The following is a 19,142-nucleotide window of genomic DNA, read 5'->3' as shown; positions in this document are numbered from 1 at the left end:
GTTATTTCCCTCCGAAAAGGCGCTTGAACAGGCCGGGTTTTTCGTAGTCGACGAAACGCAGCGGCTTCTCCTCGCCCAGGTAGCGCGCCACGACGTCCTGGTAGGCGATGGCGACGTCGCTGTCGCGCAGATGGATGGCCGGAATGCCCTGGTTCGAAGCCTGCAGCACGGCTTCGGATTCCGGCACCACCCCGATCAGCTTGATGCGCAGGATGTCCTCGATGTCTTTCAGCGAGAGCATTTCGCCTTCGGCGACGCGCTTGGGGTTGTAGCGGGTGAGCAGCAGGTACTCCTTGATGGGTTCTTCGCCTTTTTCCGCGCGCCGGGACTTGGCCGATAGTATGCCCAGGATGCGGTCGGAGTCGCGCACCGAGGAGACTTCGGGGTTGGTCACGACCAGCGCGTCGTCGGCGAAATACGAGGCCATCAGCGCGCCGGTTTCGATGCCGGCGGGCGAATCGCAGATGATGTATTCAAAACCCATGTCGGCCAGGTCGTTCAACGCCTTTTCGACGCCTTCGCGGGTCAGTGCGTCTTTGTCGCGGGTTTGCGATGCGGGCAGGATGAACAGGTTCTCAAGCTGCTTGTCGCGGATCAGCGCCTGGTTCAGCGTGGCTTCGCCCTGGATGACGTTGACGAAGTCGTAGACCACCCGCCGTTCGCAGCCCATGATCAGGTCCAGGTTGCGCAAGCCGACGTCGAAATCGATAACCACGGTTTTATGGCCTTTCATCGCCAGCCCGGAAGAGAAGCTCGCACTGGTGGTCGTTTTGCCCACCCCGCCTTTGCCGGAAGTCACCACAACAATTCGCGCCATGACGTTAGAATTCCTTTAGGTTTTTGTAAATCACGTAATCGTAATGCAAAACTGCATCAAAACAGCCTAAGCCGGCGCTAATTCGTGCCCGGCTTGGCAACAAAAGATATCCGTCATTGGCCCAGCGGGGTCATGCGCAGGATGTCGCCATCGAGGTGCACGATGCTGGGCTGATTGCGCAAGGTTTTGTCCAGCTGGGTTTCGATGACCCGGTACACGCCGGCAATGGCCAGCAGTTCGGGATCCAGCTGGGTGGTGAAGATGCGGGCCGTGGCATCTCCCCGGGCGCCGGCCATGGCCTTGCCGCGCAAGGGGCCGTAGACATGGATGTTGCCGTCGGCGATCACCTCGGCGCCCTGGCTGACCACGCCGATGACGATCAGGTCGGTATTGCGGGCGTAGATGCGCTGTCCCGACCGCAGGGGGCGATTGATGACCATGGCGGCGGGCGCGATGTCGGAAGGGACGTGAGCCGTCTCCTGGGGAGGCGGCGCGGCGCCGGCCGGTTTTTCATCGCCGGCCGCGGGCGGCGCAACGACCGGCACTTCCTGATCCGGTGCGGGCGTGCTGGCCGGACGCGGAACAGGGTTGGCCAGGTCCACGGCGGTCAGTCCCTGCGCCTGGGCGGCCTTCAGGTTGGCTCCCTCGGCCACCACGCCCACCGGATGCAGGCTGTGCCTCCGCAATGCGTCCAGCAGGGCGGGCCAGTCTATGGCCTGTTCGATCTGATTCGCATCGATCACCACCGGTTCGTTCTCGAAGAACGAGCCCGCGTCCTTCATGCGCTGTTCCAGCGCCGACGACAGCTCGGCGGCGTCGTGGCTGTGCAGCACGACGCGTACGGCATACAGCGTGGCGCTTTTGAAATCCAGTGCCAACTGGCCTTTCCGGCCGGAAGAAGAGTCGCTCACTTCATTGTCCGCTAATAGAAAATTACATATCCGGCGCGAGGCGCCTGCCCTTGTTCATTTTTGCTGCGCCCAGGAGTCCTTGAGCGTGATGGCGCGATTGATGACCGGCTTCTCGATGGTGGATGTCTCGCGGTCGGCGACGAAATAGCCCAGGCGCTCGAACTGCCAGCGCGTTTCGGGAGCGGCCTGGGCACCGGGCTCCAGCCAGGCCTGCACGGTGGTGCAGGAGGCGGGGTTCAGCGCGTCGAGGAAGTTCTTGTCGCCGGCGTCGGGATGCGGATCGGAAAACAGCCGGTCGTAGAGGCGGACCTCGGCGGGTACGGCATGGGCCGCGCTGACCCAGGTGATATTGCCCTTGACCTTGACCGCGTCCGCGCCGGGTGTGCCGCTTTTGGTATCGGGCAGGTATTCGGCATGGACCTCGGTGACGTTGCCGTCCGCATCCTTGACGCAGCCGGTGCAGCGGACGATGTAGCCGTACTTGAGCCGCACGGTATTGCCCGGGAAGAGGCGGAAGTACTTCTTGGGCGGATCCTCGCGGAAATCGTCGCGCTCGATCAACAGTTCCCGCGCAAAGGGGAACTCGCGCATGCCGGCGTCCGGGTCATGGGGATTGCGCGGCGCATGGCACAGTTCGGTCTGGCCTTCGGGGTAATTGGTGATGACCAGCTTGACGGGATCGAGCACCGCCACCAGGCGCTCGGCCTTGGGGTCCAGGTCGTCGCGCAAGGCCTGCTCCAGGATGCTGTAGTCGATGCGGGAGTCGGCCTTGGACACGCCCAGGCGCTCGCAGAACAGCCGTATCGACGAGGGCGTGTAGCCGCGGCGGCGCAATCCCGCCAGGGTGGGCATGCGCGGATCGTCCCAGCCGTTAACATGGCCTTCGCGCACCAGTTCCAGCAGCTTGCGCTTGCTGGTCACGACGTAGCTGAGGTGCAGGCGGGCGAATTCGTGCTGCCGGGGCAGGGGACGGGCCAGTTGCCCCAGGTCGGCCAGCTGGTTCAGTATCCAGTCGTAGAAGGGGCGCTGGTCTTCGAACTCCAGGGTGCAGATGCTGTGGGTGATGCCTTCCAGCGCGTCCTCGACCGGGTGCGCCCAGGAATACATGGGGTAAATGCACCAGTCCGTGCCCGTGCGGTGGTGGGCCACGTGGCGGATGCGGTACATCACCGGATCGCGCAAATTGATATTGGGCGAGGCCATGTCGATCTTGGCGCGCAGCGCCATGCTGCCGTCCGGATGCTTGCCGTCGCGCATTTCGCGCAGCAGGGCCAGGGATTCTTGGGCGGGCCGGTCGCGCCAGGGCGAGTTCGTGCCTTTTTCGGTCAGGGTGCCGCGCGTTGCCCGCATCTGATCCGCGCTTTGCTCGTCGACGTAGGCCAGGCCGGCCTGCACCAGCGCCTCGGCGAACTGATACATATAGCCGAAATAGTCGCTGGCGAAGTAGCCGTTGTGCTCTTCGCCGTAATTCCAGTCGAAGCCCAGCCATTTCACCATGTCGATGATGGCATGGACATATTCGTCTTCTTCTTTTTCAGGGTTGGTGTCGTCGAAACGCAGGTGGCATGCGCCCTGATAGTCGCGCGCCAGGCCGAAGTTCAGGCAGATGCTCTTGGCGTGCCCGATGTGCAGATAGCCATTGGGCTCGGGCGGGAAACGGGTGCGGATGCGCGCCGGGTCGATGCCGCCCTGCTGCTGCACGGAGGCCGGCCCGGGTTTTCCCGCCCAGCGCTTGTCCGCATAGCGGCCCTGCTCCAGGTCGTTATCGATGATGGTGCGCAGGAAATTGGAGACGGGAGCGGTCGCGGGTACAGAGGTCATACGGGATAAGCGGGGAATTGTCGAGCGAAGTAAGCATTTTGCCACGTTCAGCGTTATTTGCTTGCCCATCGGGTTTACAAATCGCGAACTGGCTCTAAACTAGCGCTCATTATGACCTACTCGACACTGTGGCTGACGCAGATCCAGTTCTTTTCAAGCCTGGCGTTCATGTTGCTGTTTCTTGTCATCGAGCTGGGCCTGGCCTGGGTGTTGCTGTATTTCAAGCTGCGCTCGTTCGGGCCGGATCATGCTGCCTGGATCGCGGCCTATCGCTTCTGGGTGCGGGTTTTCGCGCTGGCCTTCATCCTCAGCTTCGCTTCCAGCCTGCCCGTGCTGATACAGTTCGGAAGCCTCTGGCCCAAGCTCATGGACAAGATCGGCAATGTCGCCGGGCCCTTGCTGGCTGCCGGCATACTTTCCGCCTTTATCTTCAAGTCCTGTTTCCTGGGCGCCATGCTTTTCGGACAAAGGCATTTGTCCGAAAGAGCCCATGCCCTGATCGTTTTCATGGTGGCCCTGGGGGTCGCCGTGTCGTCCTTCTGGCTGATCGTCCTGCTTTCCTGGATGCATACGCCGGCCGGAGCGGTCATGCTCGACGACCGCTATCAGGTCACGGCATGGTCCGGCGTGCTGTTCAATCCCGCGCTGCCCTGGTATGCGGGGCTGTTCGTGCTGGCCAGCGCCCTGACGACCGGTTTCCTCATGCTGGGCATCGTCACGGCGCAGACCCTTCGCCGCCCCATAGATGAAAGCGGGCGGCTGGTGTTCAGGACGGCCATCTGGATCGTTGCGGCCGGCGTCTTGCTGCAGGGCGTCATGGTGGCCGGAGCCGGCAGCATGACGGCGCAATACCAGCCGGCCAAGGCCGCGGCCACCGCCGCTTACTGGCGCAGCGGGGAACCGCCCGATCTGGTCCTGTTCGCCTGGCCCGATGCGGCCAGCGCCGAGAATCGGGCGGCCTGGCTGTGGCGCCGGGCCGGCGATGCCTGGCTGGGGCGGGACGCCGAAGGCAGATTGCGCGGCCTGGACCAGTTCGCGGGCATGACGCCGCCGGTGGCGCTCACCTTCTGGTCCTTCAGGCTGGCTGTGGCCGTGGGCCTGTGCATGGCACTGGTCGCCTGGCTTACCCTTTGGCGGGCACGGCGCATCCACTACGATCCGGGCGCTTTTTCGGTGGCCTGGCGGCACGTGCTCATGGGCATGACGTTCTCGGGCTGGATCATGCTGCTGGCCGGCCTGGCCTATGTGCTGCTGGGGGCCTTCCCCTATGCGGTCAACGGCACGGTAACGGTCAGCGAGATAGCGGGCGACACGGCCTTCGACGTTGTGCTGGGCGGCTACGTGGGCTACATGGTTTTCTATCTGTTGTTCCTGGCCGGATTCTTCCAGATGCTGCGGCATATTGCTCGCTACGGGGTCGTGCCGATCGCCAGAAGACGGGGGCGGGCATGATCGATTCACTGGCGGTCGCGCTCGGCCTGGGCGCCCAGGATCCTGCCTTCTGGATGCCCCTGGTCTTCATGGGCCTGTTCTTCGCCATCATCGTCGCCGGCACGGTGCTCGATGGGTTTGACGTCGGCGTGGGGTGCCTGGCCTTGTTCGCGCCGGCGGAACTGCGCCCGCGCATGCTCTCCCTGCTGAGCCCCTGGCGCGATGCCAACGAGTTCTGGCTGTTCCTGGGCCTGGGCTTGTTCGTGGCCGCCTTTCCCAATGCCTGGGGCAGCGTCATGGGCGAGCTCTATCTGCCGCTGTGCGTGCTGGCCCTGGGCGTCCTTCTGCGTTCGGTGTCGTTCGAGATGCGCTTGCGGGCTCCCCAGGAATTGCAGTCCCGCTGGCTGCTGGGTTTCGCCTTCGGTTCCCTGCTGACCGCGGTGGCGCATGGCTTTCTGCTGGCGCAGGTGGTGGTGTCGTACGAGACTCAATCGGGCTACCTGTGGTTCTCCCTGTTCATCGGCTTATGCGCCGTGGCCGCTTACTGCCTGCTGGGCGCGGCCTGGCTCATCATGCGCGTGGCCGGTGAATTGCGCGCGCGCGCCGTCATGTGGGGCCGGCGCGCGGTGCGCTGGTCGGCGGCGGGGGCTGTCGGCGTGTCGGTGGTGCTGGCCTTCGCCAACGCGGGGGTCTTTCTCAAATGGAGCGACGGCCCGCATTGGCCCGTGGTGGTGGCCTTGTGGGGCTTCCTGCTGATCTGCTTCGTCTCCATCGAGATGTGCCTGCAGCGCATGATCAACAGCAGCTATCGGACGACGGCGCTGCCCTTTGCCATGACGCTGCTGATTTTCCTGGCGGTGCTGGGCGGCCTGGGGTACAGCTTTTTTCCCTACCTGGTGCTGGACGACATCACCATCTGGGATGCCGCCGCGTCGGTCGATTCATTGCGGCTGGTCCTGTCGGGCACCATCATCGCCTTGCCGGTCGCGCTGATCTTCAACATATGGGTGTACTGGCGCATGTTCGGCCTGTCCATACCGCCCACGCCGCCGGAGTTCGACGGCTAAGCCGGCGCTTTCCGATCGGGCGCCTCGGCGTCGGCCGGCTCCAGCGGCAGGCGGATGCGCACGGCCAGGCCGCCTCCCTGGGCTTCGTCCAGTGCCAGGCTGCCTCCGTGGGCGCGGGCGATGGCATCGGCCAGGGCCAGGCCCAGCCCCACGGAACCGGTGCGGGTGCGCGCATCGTCCAGCCGCGAGAAGGGCCGCAGGGCTTCGGCGCGCCGTTCGGCGCTGATGCCCGGACCATGGTCTGCCACGGTAATGACCGCCATGCCCGGCTCGGTATCCAGAGCGATCTCCACGGGGGGCGCGGCGTGGTTCAGGGCATTGGTGATCAGGTTGTCCAGCAATCGGCCCAGCGCGACTTTATCGGCGTTCAGGTTCAAGGGCCGCCGGTTCGTTTGCGCGAACTTCACCGGGCTGCCGGCGCTTTCCCAGGCGGAAACCTGCTCCTCCAGCCAGGCGCCGAGCTCCAGCGGCGAGAACTGGTAGGAGCCGGGATCGGAGCCGCGCACGAAACCGATGAACTGATTGACCATGCGCTGCATGTCCTGGACATCCTTGCGCATGCCTTCCTGGAAGGTAGGGTCGTCGACCATTTCGATGCGCAGCCACATGCGCGATAAAGGCCCTTTCAGGTCGTGGGGAAGGCCGGCCAGCAGGGTGCGTTGGACGGCGCTGGATTCGGCCAGCGTGTCCAGCATGGCGTTGAAGCGTTCGCCAAGAATGCGGGTTTCGCTGGGCCCGGATGGCACGACGCGCTGGGGCTGCCCCGCCGCCAGCTGGTCGGCCGCCTTGGCAAGCCGCGTCAGGGGCCGTGTGATGTGCCATGAGAATGCCGCCGCGAACAGCAGGAAGAAGCCCATCCCCGTCAGCCAGACCAGTATCATCGGGGTCGCCACGGGCGGCGCGATGCGATCCAGCGGAATGACCAGCCATTCGCGGTTATAGCGCATGTCCTCCACTTCGGGTTCCGACAGGAGTGAAATATAAATCCGGGGTTCCGGGCCCCGTGACAGGGCCACGCGCGTTCCATCGTCCAGCCGCTTGTTCAGGGCCTGGACGAAGGTCCGCAGATTGTTGCGTATATCGCCCGGGGGGGGCGGAGGAGGCGGATGCCGGTGATCGTGGCGCATACGCGCCTCGGCGGCGCGGCCTTCCAGGCTGGCATCCGAAGGCAGGCTGCGCGACCACAAGCGCCACTCGTTCTGCGAAGCGTTGCGCACGAACTCGGCGCGTTCTTCGGCGGGGATCTCGGCCAGCGAGGCGCGCAGCGTGCGTATCGTCGTCGCCGTGAACTCGACGGCGACTTCTTCGGTGAACTTCTTGCGGTAATAGGACACCGTGGCGAAGGTGGCGGCCTGCACCAGCAGGATGGTGCCCAGCGTGAAAAGCAGCAGTCGCGCGCGCAGCGAACGGGGCAGCAATGAACGAAGCATGGAAATTTTCAGTCTCAAGGCGAGAACCGGTAGCCCACGCCCCATACGGTTTGTATCCAGCGCGGCTGCTTGGGGTCGTCCTCGATGGCGCGGCGCAGCCGCAATATGGCGATATCGATGGCGCGGTCGTTGCGTTCGCCCTCGTCGTCGTCGCGCGCCATGGCCAGCAGCCGGTCCCGGGACAGCGGCTTGCCCGGGTTGCTGACCAGGGCTTCCAGCAGGTTCACTTCGCCGCCCGTCAGCCGGATGATGTCCTGGTCTTTGGAAAGCTGCCGCGTGACGGGGTTGAACACGAACGGCCCGAATGCCACCGGCTTGTCTTTGTTCAGCGCCGAAGCGCCTTTCTTGCGGCGCAGCACGGCTTCGATGCGCGCCAGCAGTTCGCGCGGGTCGAAGGGCTTGCCCAGGTAGTCGTCGGCCCCGGCTTCCAGTCCTATGACGCGGTCCACGGTCTCGTCGCGCGCAGTCAGTAAAATAACGGGAATGTCTTCGCCTTGCTGGCGCAGGCGGCGACAGGCCTCGGCGCCGTCGCCGTCAGGCATCATGCGGTCGAGTACGATCAGATCGGGCGAATACCGCTGAATGCGCGTCGCCAGGTCGCTGGCGTCGGGCGCCAGCAAGGTGTCGTAGTTGTGGCGGTTAAGATAGTCGGCCAGCAGATGCCGCAGAGCGGGATCGTCGTCGACAACCAGTACTTTGACAAGAGGGGTTTCCATAGGTCGCCAGTTTGCCGCTTGGCCCGGCGCCTGGCAAGCGCCTGGAAATGGATTGAAATAGGTATGAGGCCCGCCATGATTCACGACATACTCACTACAGGATGCGCATGATCAGTAATCCCGTGCAGTCGGTGCGCCGCCGCCTGGCCGGCTATTCATGGCTGTCCGACCTGCCCGCCATGCTCTGCTGGGCCGTGCTGGTCGGCATTCTGGGGGCCTTCGCCACCATCGCTTTCCATGAAGCCATGCACTTCATACAGCGCGTCGTGACCGGCGAAAGCGGCTCCATCGTCGGCGTGATGCGCGGCCTGCCCTGGTACGGGCGCCTGCTGTTCCCCCTGTGCGGCGGCATCGCGGCCGGCGCCCTGTTGTGGGCGTCGAAGAAGATCAAGGCTCGCGCCAATTCCGACTACATGGAAGCGGTGGCCATCGGCGATGGGCGCCTGTCCATACGCCAGGGCCTGTTGCGGTCGCTGTCCTCGCTGTGCACGGTGGCCTCGGGCGGCTCCATCGGGCGCGAGGGCGCCATGGTGCACCTGGCCTCGCTGGCCGCCTCGGCGATAGGCCGCTTCACGTATTTCGGGACGGCGCGCCTGCGACTGCTGGTGGCCTGCGGCGCGGCGGCCGGCGTGGCGTCCGCTTACGGGGCGCCGATAGCGGGCGCCCTGTTCGTGGCCGAGATCGTCATCGGCACCATGAGCATGCAAAGTTTCGGGCCGCTGCTGGTTGCGGCCGCGTCGGCCAACATCGTCATGCGCATGACCGGGCATTACCAGACCACCTACGCCATGGCCGGCATGCCGCAGATTCCGGGCACGGAGGTATTGCCTTTCATACTGCTGGGCGCGATCGCGGGAGTCGGCGCGCCGCTTTTCCTGAAGTTCCTGGATTATTCCAAGCGGCAGTTCCAGCGGACCGGGCTGCCGCTGCCCGCCCGGCTGGGCTTGGGCGGGCTTTTGCTGGGACTGCTGCTGATCGCCATTCCCGAAGTGGCGGGCAACGGCTATAGCGTGGTGCATTCCCTTTTGCATGCGCCATGGGGCTGGCAGGCCGTCGTGCTTTTCCTGGTGTGCAAGGTCGTTGCCACGGCGCTGACGGCGGGCTCCGGCGCCGTGGGCGGGGTGTTCACGCCGGCCCTGTTCGTGGGCGCCGCCCTGGGCACCCTGTATGGCATGGTGGTGGCGTATTTCTGGCCCGGCATGCAGGCCCAGGTCTATATGTACACGCTGGTCGGCATGGGCAGCTTCCTGGGGGCTGCGACCAGCGCGCCCCTGATGGCCATCCTGATGATCTTCGAGATGACCCTGAGCTACCAGATCGTCCTGCCGCTGATGCTGGCCGGCGTCGTGGCCTATTTCGTGTCGCGGGCCGTGGCCGAAGTCGCCATGTACGACGTGACGGCGGTCCGCGAGCGGGACATTGCGCTGCGCAACCAGTTGAGGCATACGGTGATCCGCGACCTGGTCCGGCCGGCCGACACGGTGGTTTCCACGGAGGCGCCCGTACGGGAGGCCTTGCAGCAGTTCCTGGAGTACCCGGTCAAATACCTGTATGTCGTGGATGTAAACAATGTTTACCAGGGCGTCATTGCCCAGCAGGACCTGACTAGTTTATTGTTGAGCGAGAGCGATATCCAGCAGAAGCGGGCGGGCGAGGTCGTGCGCCTGGATTTCGTCAAGACGCTGCACCCCGACATGACGCTGGACCAGGCGCAGGATTACTTCATCCAGTTCCGGGGCGAGCGCCTGCCGGTGGTAAGCCGCGAAGAACAGCCCAGGCTGCTTGGGGTGGTCTACAAGTCGGCGCTGCTTGAAAAGTACAGCGCCATCAAGAAATCCCTGGACGCCAGCGGCGAGGCCATGCTGGACTTTTCCGCGGGCAAGCGTCCGCGCTGACGTTTTTTGCGTCGATCGGATAGGACGATTGATTGTCGATGTTTTTTTGGTTTATGGATCGTACCCGCATAGCCGCGCTGCTTTGCAGCGCCGGCCTGGCGTGTGCGCCGGCCTGGCGCCCCGCCTGGGCGGCCGGTCCACAATTTCGTCAGTTGGCGCCTGTCCAGGTCTTTGCCGCTCCGCAGATTTCCGTCGAGCCGCCGCGGCCCTTGTCCGATACGCCGGGCACCGAGCCCATGTTTTCCGGCATGCCCTATGCCGGCCAGGAAACGGTTGCGCCGGACATCCCCTATAGCTTCTTCAGGGACAAGGACGATGCGGCAGCCTGGCGCCGGCAACGCGTATCCGGAGCATCGCCGGGGCTGCGGGGCGCGCGGGGCTGGCAGCGGCCGGCGCGCCGCTTGCGGTCGCCTTGGCTAGCCCGGCAGGACGACACGCCCTGGACGCTGGGCGCCAGCAACTGGCGCTATTCAAGCAAGGAGGGCCTGGATGTAACCCTGGGCAATGAAGAGATCGCCGTCCCCACCTGGGGCAATTCCGCCCGCCTGGGCGGCGTCAGCATTTCGCAATCGTCGCTGGCCGCATCCGGCGACGGCCAGACCTGGCAGTATTCCATGTCCATCGGCGCGCTGGACCACTCTTCGGACAGCAACCCGAACGACCTGACTTACGGACCGACCGCCAGCAATACGGTGTTGCGCTATGGCCTGTCACCGGAATTCACCCTGGAGTCCCAGCTGGAGCTGGCCCCTGACATGGTCACATCCGGCCTGGGCGGAAACTACCATACGCGCTGGGGCGTCTGGAGCGCCGGCGTGGCCCGTGCCAGCTACGGCCTGTACAAGGGCTGGCGCTATCAGGCGGCCTATACGGTCGACGTGCTGGACGATTTGCAGATTACCTGGCTGAATGAACGGCATACCGAAGGTTTTACCGACCTCAGCCGCTACCGCGATGGCCAGGCGTCGCCGGGCGGCATACGCCAGAAATGGACCGCGACGGTGCCGCTGGGGCGTTGGGGCGACGTCAGCGGCAACTACGAAAACGAATACTCGGCCACCGGCAATACGCGGCGCAGTTTCGGCGTGGGCCAGCAGTTCTGGTACAGCCCGAACCTGCGTATCGGGCTGGATGCGAAGCGGGAGCTGGTCAGCGGCGACTATGATATAGGTATTCGATTCTCCGTCCCGATTTATTGAGCATGACCACTTCTCCACTGGAAACACTGCAGCGCGTCTTTGGCTACGAGTCCTTTCGCGGCGATCAACAAGCCATTATCGAGCACGTGGTGCAAGGGGGCGATGCCCTGGTCCTCATGCCCACCGGCGGCGGGAAATCGCTTTGCTATCAGATTCCCGCACTGGTCCGTCCGGGCACGGGCGTGGTCATTTCGCCGCTCATCGCCCTCATGCAGGATCAGGTCGACGCCTTGCTGGAACTGGGCGTGCGCGCCGCCTACCTGAATTCCTCCCAGGACTGGCGCGCCTCGCGCGATGTGGAGCAGGCCTTCCTGGCCGGCGAGCTGGATTTGCTTTATGTGGCGCCCGAGCGCCTGCTGACCGATCGATGTCTGGACCTGCTGTCGCAAGGCAGGGTGTCGCTGTTCGCCATCGACGAGGCCCACTGCGTATCTCAATGGGGCCATGATTTTCGGCCCGAATACCTGGGCCTGTCGCTGCTGCACGAGCGGTGGCCGCAGGTGCCGCGCCTGGCCCTGACCGCCACGGCCACCTCGGCGACCCGGCGCGAGATCGCCGACCGCCTGGAGCTGAACGGAGCGCCGCATTTCGTGGCCAGCTTCGACCGGCCCAACATCCGCTATCGCATCATCGAGAAGAACGAGGTCCGGCGCCAATTGCTGGCCTTCATCAAGGCCGAGCATGAAGGCGACTGCGGCATCGTGTATTGCCTGTCCCGCGCCAGGGTCGAGGAAACCGCTCAGTTCCTGTGCGAAAACGGCATTCCGGCCCTGCCTTACCATGCGGGTCTCAGCGCGGCGGTGCGCGCCGGCAACCAGGCCCGCTTCCTGCGCGAGGAAGGGGTGGTGATGGTCGCCACCATCGCTTTCGGCATGGGGGTGAACAAGCCCGACGTGCGTTTCGTCGCGCACATCGATCTGCCGAAATCGGTCGAGGGCTATTACCAGGAAACCGGACGCGCGGGGCGCGACGGCCAGCCCGCGACGGCCTGGCTGGCCTATGGCCTGCAGGATGTCGTGCAGCAGCGGCGCATGATCAACGAATCCGCCGGCGACGACGCGTTCAGAAGACGTTTGGGCGCACAGCTGGACGCCATGCTGGGCCTGTGCGAAACCGTGAACTGCCGGCGCCAGCGCCTGCTGGCCTACTTCGACCAGGAGATCGCGCCTTGCGGCAATTGCGACACCTGCCTGGAGCCGCCGCAGGCCTGGGACGGCACGGTGGCCGCGCAGAAGATCCTGTCCGCCGTATATCGCCTGTGGCGCGAACGCGGCCAGCGTTTCGGCGCGGGGCATCTTATCGACATACTTCGGGGCAAGCTGACCGACCGCGTCAAGCAATACGACCACGAAAGCCTGACCGTCTACGGCATAGGCGCCGACCTGTCGGAGCAGGCATGGCGCGGCGTATTGCGCCAGTTGCTGGCCCAGAGCCTGCTTGCGGTGGATCACGAGGGCTACGGCACGCTGGCGCTGACCGACGGCAGCCGGGAAGTGCTGAAAGGCGAACGCACGCTGATGTTCCGCCGCGAGCCCGAGAAGAAGGCCCGTAGTTCCAGGTCCGCCAGCGCGCGTGGAAAGGACGCGGGCATCGTCCTTCCGCCCGAAGCGCAGCAGCGCTTCGAGAACTTGCGTGCCTGGCGTTCCGAGGTCGCGCGCGGCCATGGCGTTCCCGCCTACGTCATTTTCCATGACGCGACCTTGCGGGAAATCGCCATGAATCGCCCGGCTACCATGGACGACCTGGGCGGCATCAGCGGCGTCGGCGCGCGCAAGCTGGAAGCCTACGGCGAAGAGATACTGCGCTGCGTGCGGGATTAGGGCTGGGGGTGAAGGCGGGAAGCCAGGCGCGGCCGCCTTCAGGAAAACAGATCGGGGGTTGCGCTGGGCGGTTTGGGCGGTGTCAGGCCCAGATGCCGCCAGGTGGTCTGTGTGGCCATGCGGCCGCGCGGCGTGCGCTGCAGATATCCCTGTTGAATCAGGAAGGGTTCGATCACGTCCTCGATGGTGTCCCGTTCCTCGCCGATGGCCGCGGCCAGGCTGTCCACGCCCACCGGTCCGCCGTCGAACTTGTGGATGATGGCTTCCAGCAGCTTCCTGTCCATCAGGTCCAGGCCTTGCGGATCGACCTCCAGCATGGCCAGCGCGGCGCCGGCGACCTGGGCGTCGATACGTCCGTCGGCCTTGACCTCGGCATAGTCGCGCACCCTGCGCAGCAGGCGGTTCGCAATCCGCGGCGTGCCGCGCGCGCGGCGGGCGATCTCGGCCGCGCCTTCGGGCGTGGCATGGGCATTGAGCAGGCCGGCGCTGCGCGTGACGATGTGCGTCAGGTCGTCGGCGCTGTAGAACTCCAGGCGCGATACGATGCCGAAACGATCGCGCAATGGGTTGGTCAGCATGCCGGCCCGGGTGGTCGCGCCCACCAGTGTGAAGGGCTGTAGATCGATCTTGACGCTACGCGCGGCCGGCCCCTCGCCGATCAGGATGTCGATCTGGAAATCCTCCAGGGCGGGGTAGAGGATTTCCTCGACCACCGGAGACAGGCGATGGATCTCGTCGATGAACAGCACATCGTTCTTTTCCAGATTGGTCAGCAGGGCGGCCAGATCACCGGCGCGTTCCAGCACCGGTCCCGAGGTTTGCCGCAATTGCACGCCCATTTCGTGCGCCACGATATGGGCCAGCGTGGTCTTGCCCAGGCCCGGAGGGCCGAACAGCAGGACGTGATCCAGCGCCTCGTTGCGGTTGCGCGCCGCCTTGATGAAGATTTCAAGTTGTTCGCGCACGCGATGCTGGCCGATGTATTCCTGGAGTTCGCGGGGACGCAGCGCCCGTTCGATGGATTCTTCGTTCGGCGAAGCGCTTTGCGGCGCGACGATGCGTTCGACGGGGGAAAGGCTGGTCAGGGAGTCGGAATGGATGGCCATGGAAGTCGTGCTGATTATATTTACAGTAGTTATCGTACTCTACTCTGTGGCGTTGGCGCGGTTCCGGCGCGATTGCAGCATAATTCGACTTGCGGATGCAGTCCGCACTTTTCCAATTTTATATAACGGACGGACTATGAGCGCCAGGCTACCCACTTACGAGGATGTGATCAGGGCCAGCAATACCTTGAGCGCCGCGGCCCACCGCAGCCCGGTGCTGACCTCGGAAACCCTCAACGCGCGGCTCGACGCCCAGGTGTTCTTCAAATGCGAGAACTTCCAGCGCATCGGGGCGTTCAAGTTCCGCGGCGGCTACAACGCGGTGGCCAATCTGTCGCAGGAGCAGCGCAAGGCGGGCGTCATCGCCTTTTCCTCGGGCAACCATGCCCAGGCCATCGCCCTGGCTTCCCGGATACTGGGCGTCTCCGCCACCATCGTCATGCCCAATGACGCGCCGGCGGCCAAGAAGGCGGCCACCCTGGGCTACGGCGCGCGCGTGGTCGGCTACGATCGCCTCACCCAGGATCGCGAGCAAGTGGCGGGCGAATTAGTCGAGAAGCATGGGCTGACCCTGATTCCGCCTTTCGATCATCCCGACGTCATCGCAGGGCAGGGCACGGCGGTGAAGGAGTTGCTGGAGGATGTAGGCGGGCTGGACGCGCTGTTCATTCCGCTGGGCGGCGGCGGCCTGCTGTCCGGCTCCCTGCTGGCCGCGCATGCCATCAGCCCCGATTGCGAGGTCTATGGCGTCGAGCCCGAGGCCGGCGACGATGGCCGGCAGTCCTTGCGTTCGGGCGCCATCGTGAAGATAGATCCGCCCACCTCCATCGCCGACGGTGCGCTGACGCTGGCGCTGGGCCAGTTGACCTTTCCTATCATCCAGCGGCATGTCCGCGATATTCTCGCAGTCAGCGACCAGCAGCTCATGGGCGCCATGCAATTCTTTGCCGAGCGGATGAAAATGGTGGTCGAACCCACGGGCTGCCTGGGCGCGGCGGCGGTGTTCAACGAACTGGCTCCCATCAAAGGGAAGCGGGTGGGGGTGCTGCTTAGTGGCGGCAATGTGGATTTATCGGCCTATGCCGGGTATTTGCAGGCCAAGGTCTAGTTCGATTTTCAGCGCGTTTTTGGTTCGGGTGTTTGTGCGCACTTTCTCTTTATAAGCCTGTAAGTGGCTATGGTTGTGAATGTGTGGCGTCGGGTTATGAAACCGGCACAGCCGGTGGGCAGGGGCCGGGCTTCTATCGCTGCGCCCCTTCGGGGTTCCCTTGCAGCCGCTTTGCGCCGGGGGCCGGGCGCGAACTCGCCGGCAATCAGCCGCCTGTGGGCTGATTGCCGGCTCAAACATGCGCGCCCTCTTACGCCCCCGGCGCAAAGCAGCTGCGGCGGCTTGCTCTAACGTCGCCCGTCCCCTGCCCACCGGCTGTGCCTTGGCAGCATGGCTGGCGACGGACACCGGTCGGGGATGGACGCAGGTAGGGCGACGGATACCGTCGAGGCGATGGGCACGTTGACGATGGATCATCCGTCAAGTCCGAATGTCCCGGCCCGCGCGGCAGGCGCGCGAGGCCGGGACGGCGCAAGACCTATTTCAGCTGCATGGAGCGCCGCATAAAAAGGCCAAGCACAAAAACCACCCCAGCGGCGCCTCTAACGTAAAACACCGCAGCGTGCCGGGTGGCGGCGGGGGCCGGACGCGGCGACTTTCGGGGCCGAGCGAGCCGTCGGCGAACGTAGCCCGAAGGGGCGAAGGAGCCAGGCGCAGCGGTGTTCGGCGCGCAGGGCGCCGAACCGGCCACGAGGAGCAAGGCCGGCCCCCGCCACCCGGCACGCGTCAGAAGAATACGCTACGTGCGTCTTGCCCACCCTCCTTATCGGGATTTGAGCTGCGGCGTATAGCCGGCTTCCCGGATCGTCCGTTCAACCAACCCCGCGTCAGCGGCCCCATCAACCCGAACCGAATGGCTGGCCAGGTCGATGTCCACCGTGGCACCGGGCGCTGTTTTTTGAACGGCTGCGGTGATGGTGCCGGCGCAATGCCCGCAGGTCATGTCTTGTACATCGAATTCGATCATTTTCAGTCTCATGCAAAGGTGCTAAAACGACACGGTAAACCCTTCCATCGTTGGAAGGTCAAGCCCCGGAACGTGGGCGGCCGCAAACTTTCAAGCCGGATCCCGTTGCTTGCGATCCTAGGCCCGCGCCAGCGACTTGAGCGCCAGCCGTATGCCTTCGGCCACTTCCACGCCTTCGGGCAGGCCTTTCAAGGCCGCCTGCGTTTCGCTGCTGGAATAGCCCAGCGACAGCAGCGCGTTCAGGATGTCGTCGCGGCCGGCTGAAGGCGTGCCCGGCGCATGCGCCAGATCGGCGCCCAGCTTTCCGCGCAGTTCCAGCAACAGCCGTTCCGCCGTTTTCTTGCCTATGCCCGGAACCCGCGTCAGGCGGCCTGTTTCCTGCTGGGTGATGGCGCTGGCCAATTCGTCGACCGTCATGCCTGAAAGCACGGCCAGCGCAGTGCGCGCGCCGATGCCCGTGACCTTGATCAATGCGCGGAAGGCGCTGCGCTCGTTGGCCGACGAAAAACCGTAAAGCGTATGGGCGTCCTCGCGCACCGTCAGGTGGGTGTACAGGCTGACCTGGGTGCCGGTGTCCGGCAGCTTGTACAGCGTGCTCATGGGCACGTCGATTTCGTAGCCGACACCGCCGACGTCGATGCAGACGACAGGGGGGGTCTTTTCCAGAAGTATGCCGCTTATGCGACCGATCATGGCGTTGTCCTCTTTACACTAGTCCAGCAGGCGGCCGCCGCGCACGCGCCCGCCGCCCGTGGCGATCAGGCCTGTGGCTTGCAGGCGCCTGGCCAATGGATGGAAATGGGCATGGCAGATGGCGCAGGCCAGGGCGTCGGCCGAATCGGCGGCCGGCAGCCCGCTGAGGCCCAGCAGGTGCTGAACCATTTTCTGCACCTGCTCCTTGGCGGCGTGGCCGTTGCCTACCACCGATTTCTTGATTTGCAGCGCGGTGTATTCATGCACGTCCAGCATGCTGTCGGCCAGCGCGCACATGGCCGCCCCCCGCGCCTGGCCCAACAGCAGGGTGGACGAGGGGTTGGTGTTGACGAAGACCTTCTCCAGCGCCGACACCGAGGGCTCCGTGGCCTGCACGACCTCGCGGATGTTGTCCAGGATGACTTTCAAGCGCTGCGCCAGCGGCTGGTCGGCGGGCACCACGATGGTGCCGCTGGCGACGTAGGCAAGGTGGGCGCCCCGGACATCGATGACCCCGTAGCCGGTGCGCCGCAAGCCCGGATCGATACCGAGGACGCGCATCAGTGGCGGAAATGCCGGGCGCCGGTCAGCACCATGGCGATGCCCCGCTCGTCGGCCGCCGCGATGACCTCGTCGTCGCGCACGCTGCCGCCGGGCTGGATCACGCAGGTGGCGCCGGCCTCGGCCACGACGTCCAGGCCGTCGCGGAAGGGGAAGAAGGCATCCGAGGCGACGGCCGACCCGGACAGGCTCAGGCCGGCGTTCTCCGCCTTGATGGAGGCGATGCGCGCGGAATCGATGCGGCTCATCTGGCCCGCACCCACACCCAGGGTCATGCCATTGCCCACGAAAACGATGGCGTTGGACTTGACGTATTTGGCGACTTTCCAGGCAAACATCAGGTCGCGCATCTGCTGCTCGGTGGGCGCCAGCTTGGTGGCGATCTTGAAATCCGATTCAGGCACCTGGTAGTCGTCGGGATTCTGCACCAGCCAGCCGCCGCCGACGCGCTTGATGTCGAAGGCGTTGCGCGCATCGCCCTGGGGCACTTGCAGCACACGCACGTTTTTCTTGGCGGCGAACACGGCCAGGGCTTCGGATGAGTATTCGGGCGCCAGCAGTACTTCGACGAACTGGCCGCTGACGGCCTCGGCCGTGGCGGCGTCCACCGGGCGGTTGAAGGCGATGATTCCCCCAAAGGCAGAGGTGGGGTCGGTCTTGAAGGCCTGCTGGTAGGCTTGCAGCGGGCCGTCGCCCAGCGCCACGCCGCAGGGGTTGGCATGCTTGACGATGACGCAGGCGCTGGCCTGGAAGCTGCGCACGCATTCCCAGGCCGCGTCGGCGTCGGCGATGTTGTTGTAGGACAGCTCTTTGCCCTGCAGCTGGCGATAGCTGCCCAGCAGGCCGGCGCCCACGGGCTGATCCACGTAGAACGCGGCGGATTGATGCGGATTCTCGCCGTAGCGCAGGACCTGGTGCTGGCGCATTTGCACGGTCAGGGTACGCGGCCAGGCGTCGCGCGCGGGCTGCGCGTCCTGCTCGGGTTCGGTCGCGGCCAGGCTGCTCAGGTAGGCCGCGATGGCGCCGTCGTAGGCGGCCGTATGGGCATAGGTCTTGGTGGCGAGCTCCAGGCGCAGGCCGTAGGATGGCTGGCCCTGCGGGCCGTCCATGTCGGCCAGGACGCGGGCGTAGTCCGCCGGGTCGATGACCACCGTTACGCCGCCCTCGGGCGTTCCATGGTTCTTGGCGGCGGCGCGCAGCATGGCCGGGCCGCCGATATCGATGTTCTCGACGGCATCCGCGAAAGTGCAGTCCGGCTTTGCGATGGTTTCGCGGAAGGGATACAGATTCACGGCCAGCAGGTCGATGCGGTCGATGCCGTGCTCTTCCAGCGTCTTCAGGTGCTGGGCGCTGTCCCGGCGCGCCAGCAGGCCGCCATGTATCTTGGGGTGCAGCGTCTTGACGCGGCCATCGAGGATTTCGGGGCTGCCGGTATGGCTGGCCACCTCGGTCACGTCCAGCCCGGCCTGGGCCAGCAGCTTGGCGGTTCCGCCTGTGGACAGCAGGCGCACGCCGCGCTGGGCCAGGGCCTGGGCGAATTCAACGATGCCGGTTTTGTCGGAAACCGAAATAAGGGCGGTCTGGATTTTCATGAAAATAA

General features: G+C 65.0%; 16 protein-coding genes. 6 read left to right on the top strand and 10 right to left on the bottom strand.

What is annotated here, in order from left to right; genetic code table 11:
- Nucleotide 1 precedes the first annotated feature (1 nt).
- From minD to OEG81_RS13440, 3 genes are all read right to left on the bottom strand, one after another.
- Nucleotides 2–817 (bottom strand): septum site-determining protein MinD, encoded by an 816-nt coding sequence (gene minD / locus OEG81_RS13450; protein ID WP_264129771.1) that lies wholly within the window; start codon nucleotides 815–817, stop codon nucleotides 2–4.
- A gap of 113 nt (nucleotides 818–930) precedes the next feature.
- On the bottom strand, nucleotides 931–1,728 hold the full coding sequence (gene minC / locus OEG81_RS13445; RefSeq protein WP_264129770.1) for a septum site-determining protein MinC: 798 nt from the start codon (nucleotides 1,726–1,728) through the stop codon (nucleotides 931–933).
- Between the two features lie 54 nt (nucleotides 1,729–1,782).
- Nucleotides 1,783–3,549: a glutamine--tRNA ligase/YqeY domain fusion protein gene (locus tag OEG81_RS13440; protein ID WP_264129769.1), complete on the bottom strand. Its 1,767-nt coding sequence runs from the start codon at nucleotides 3,547–3,549 to the stop codon at nucleotides 1,783–1,785.
- A 111-nt stretch (nucleotides 3,550–3,660) separates the two neighbouring features.
- Here OEG81_RS13440 and OEG81_RS13435 point away from each other — a divergent pair, with 111 nt between their 5' ends.
- Nucleotides 3,661–5,001, top strand: coding sequence for a cytochrome ubiquinol oxidase subunit I (locus OEG81_RS13435; protein ID WP_264129768.1), 1,341 nt, complete (start codon nucleotides 3,661–3,663; stop codon nucleotides 4,999–5,001).
- On the top strand, nucleotides 4,998–6,047 hold the full coding sequence (locus OEG81_RS13430) for a cytochrome d ubiquinol oxidase subunit II (RefSeq protein ID WP_264129766.1): 1,050 nt from the start codon (nucleotides 4,998–5,000) through the stop codon (nucleotides 6,045–6,047). The genes OEG81_RS13435 and OEG81_RS13430 overlap by 4 nt, the downstream gene beginning before the upstream one ends.
- On the opposite strand, the gene OEG81_RS13425 is transcribed toward OEG81_RS13430, so the two are convergent.
- Together OEG81_RS13425 and OEG81_RS13420 are read right to left on the bottom strand one after the other, a co-directional pair.
- Nucleotides 6,044–7,483: a sensor histidine kinase gene (locus tag OEG81_RS13425; RefSeq protein ID WP_264132599.1), complete on the bottom strand. Its 1,440-nt coding sequence runs from the start codon at nucleotides 7,481–7,483 to the stop codon at nucleotides 6,044–6,046. The two genes, OEG81_RS13430 and OEG81_RS13425, sit on opposite strands and share 4 nt — an antisense overlap.
- Before the next feature lie 8 nt (nucleotides 7,484–7,491).
- Nucleotides 7,492–8,193, bottom strand: coding sequence for a response regulator (locus tag OEG81_RS13420; RefSeq protein WP_264129765.1), 702 nt, complete (start codon nucleotides 8,191–8,193; stop codon nucleotides 7,492–7,494).
- Between the two features lie 107 nt (nucleotides 8,194–8,300).
- Between OEG81_RS13420 and OEG81_RS13415 the strand changes: the two genes are divergently transcribed.
- From OEG81_RS13415 to recQ, 3 genes are read left to right on the top strand one after another with little or no spacing between them, the layout of a single operon-like run.
- Nucleotides 8,301–10,088, top strand: a complete 1,788-nt coding sequence (locus tag OEG81_RS13415) for a ClcB-like voltage-gated chloride channel protein (RefSeq protein ID WP_264129764.1) — start codon at nucleotides 8,301–8,303, stop codon at nucleotides 10,086–10,088.
- A gap of 53 nt (nucleotides 10,089–10,141) precedes the next feature.
- Entirely contained in the window at nucleotides 10,142–11,287 is a 1,146-nt protein-coding gene (locus tag OEG81_RS13410; RefSeq protein WP_264129763.1) for a hypothetical protein, read from the top strand.
- Nucleotides 11,288–11,289: 2 nt separating this feature from the next.
- Complete coding sequence (recQ, locus tag OEG81_RS13405; protein ID WP_264129762.1) at nucleotides 11,290–13,107, top strand: DNA helicase RecQ; 1,818 nt, start codon at nucleotides 11,290–11,292, stop codon at nucleotides 13,105–13,107.
- A 38-nt stretch (nucleotides 13,108–13,145) separates the two neighbouring features.
- On the opposite strand, the gene ruvB is transcribed toward recQ, so the two are convergent.
- On the bottom strand, nucleotides 13,146–14,213 hold the full coding sequence (gene ruvB / locus OEG81_RS13400) for a Holliday junction branch migration DNA helicase RuvB (protein ID WP_264129761.1): 1,068 nt from the start codon (nucleotides 14,211–14,213) through the stop codon (nucleotides 13,146–13,148).
- A gap of 136 nt (nucleotides 14,214–14,349) precedes the next feature.
- On the opposite strand from ruvB, the gene OEG81_RS13395 reads away from it, so the two are divergent.
- Nucleotides 14,350–15,321, top strand: a complete 972-nt coding sequence (locus OEG81_RS13395) for a threo-3-hydroxy-L-aspartate ammonia-lyase (protein ID WP_264129760.1) — start codon at nucleotides 14,350–14,352, stop codon at nucleotides 15,319–15,321.
- A 763-nt stretch (nucleotides 15,322–16,084) separates the two neighbouring features.
- Here the strand turns inward: OEG81_RS13395 and OEG81_RS13390 are convergent.
- The 4 genes from OEG81_RS13390 to purH form a co-directional block, all read right to left on the bottom strand.
- Nucleotides 16,085–16,288, bottom strand: a complete 204-nt coding sequence (locus OEG81_RS13390; RefSeq protein WP_264129758.1) for a heavy-metal-associated domain-containing protein — start codon at nucleotides 16,286–16,288, stop codon at nucleotides 16,085–16,087.
- Nucleotides 16,289–16,405: 117 nt separating this feature from the next.
- The gene (ruvA, locus tag OEG81_RS13385; RefSeq protein ID WP_264129757.1) at nucleotides 16,406–16,981 is read right to left on the bottom strand and encodes a Holliday junction branch migration protein RuvA; all 576 of its coding nucleotides are present in this window, start codon (nucleotides 16,979–16,981) and stop codon (nucleotides 16,406–16,408) included.
- 18 nt (nucleotides 16,982–16,999) lie between these two features.
- Entirely contained in the window at nucleotides 17,000–17,542 is a 543-nt protein-coding gene (gene ruvC / locus OEG81_RS13380; RefSeq protein WP_264129756.1) for a crossover junction endodeoxyribonuclease RuvC, read from the bottom strand.
- Complete coding sequence (purH, locus tag OEG81_RS13375) at nucleotides 17,542–19,134, bottom strand: bifunctional phosphoribosylaminoimidazolecarboxamide formyltransferase/IMP cyclohydrolase (protein WP_264129755.1); 1,593 nt, start codon at nucleotides 19,132–19,134, stop codon at nucleotides 17,542–17,544. Before purH ends, ruvC begins: the two co-directional genes overlap by 1 nt.
- Nucleotides 19,135–19,142 lie beyond the last annotated feature (8 nt).

It is taken from the genome of Pollutimonas sp. M17 (assembly GCF_025836975.1).
Classification (GTDB): Bacteria; Pseudomonadota; Gammaproteobacteria; order Burkholderiales; family Burkholderiaceae_B.
This window is presented reverse-complemented; position numbering and strand designations above follow the sequence as displayed.

Bases quoted from the DNA above. Each gene is read 5' to 3' on its own strand.
- minD (WP_264129771.1), bottom strand. From the start codon at position 817: ATGGCGCGAATTGTTGTGGTGACTTCCGGCAAAGGCGGGGTGGGCAAA.
- OEG81_RS13440 (WP_264129769.1), bottom strand. From the start codon at position 3,549: ATGACCTCTGTACCCGCGACCGCTCCCGTCTCCAATTTCCTGCGCACC.
- OEG81_RS13435 (WP_264129768.1), top strand. From the start codon at position 3,661: ATGACCTACTCGACACTGTGGCTGACGCAGATCCAGTTCTTTTCAAGC.
- OEG81_RS13430 (WP_264129766.1), top strand. From the start codon at position 4,998: ATGATCGATTCACTGGCGGTCGCGCTCGGCCTGGGCGCCCAGGATCCT.
- OEG81_RS13420 (WP_264129765.1), bottom strand. From the start codon at position 8,193: ATGGAAACCCCTCTTGTCAAAGTACTGGTTGTCGACGACGATCCCGCT.
- OEG81_RS13415 (WP_264129764.1), top strand. From the start codon at position 8,301: ATGATCAGTAATCCCGTGCAGTCGGTGCGCCGCCGCCTGGCCGGCTAT.
- OEG81_RS13410 (WP_264129763.1), top strand. From the start codon at position 10,142: ATGGATCGTACCCGCATAGCCGCGCTGCTTTGCAGCGCCGGCCTGGCG.
- recQ (WP_264129762.1), top strand. From the start codon at position 11,290: ATGACCACTTCTCCACTGGAAACACTGCAGCGCGTCTTTGGCTACGAG.
- ruvB (WP_264129761.1), bottom strand. From the start codon at position 14,213: ATGGCCATCCATTCCGACTCCCTGACCAGCCTTTCCCCCGTCGAACGC.
- OEG81_RS13395 (WP_264129760.1), top strand. From the start codon at position 14,350: ATGAGCGCCAGGCTACCCACTTACGAGGATGTGATCAGGGCCAGCAAT.
- OEG81_RS13390 (WP_264129758.1), bottom strand. From the start codon at position 16,288: ATGATCGAATTCGATGTACAAGACATGACCTGCGGGCATTGCGCCGGC.
- ruvA (WP_264129757.1), bottom strand. From the start codon at position 16,981: ATGATCGGTCGCATAAGCGGCATACTTCTGGAAAAGACCCCCCCTGTC.
- ruvC (WP_264129756.1), bottom strand. From the start codon at position 17,542: ATGCGCGTCCTCGGTATCGATCCGGGCTTGCGGCGCACCGGCTACGGG.
- purH (WP_264129755.1), bottom strand. From the start codon at position 19,134: ATGAAAATCCAGACCGCCCTTATTTCGGTTTCCGACAAAACCGGCATC.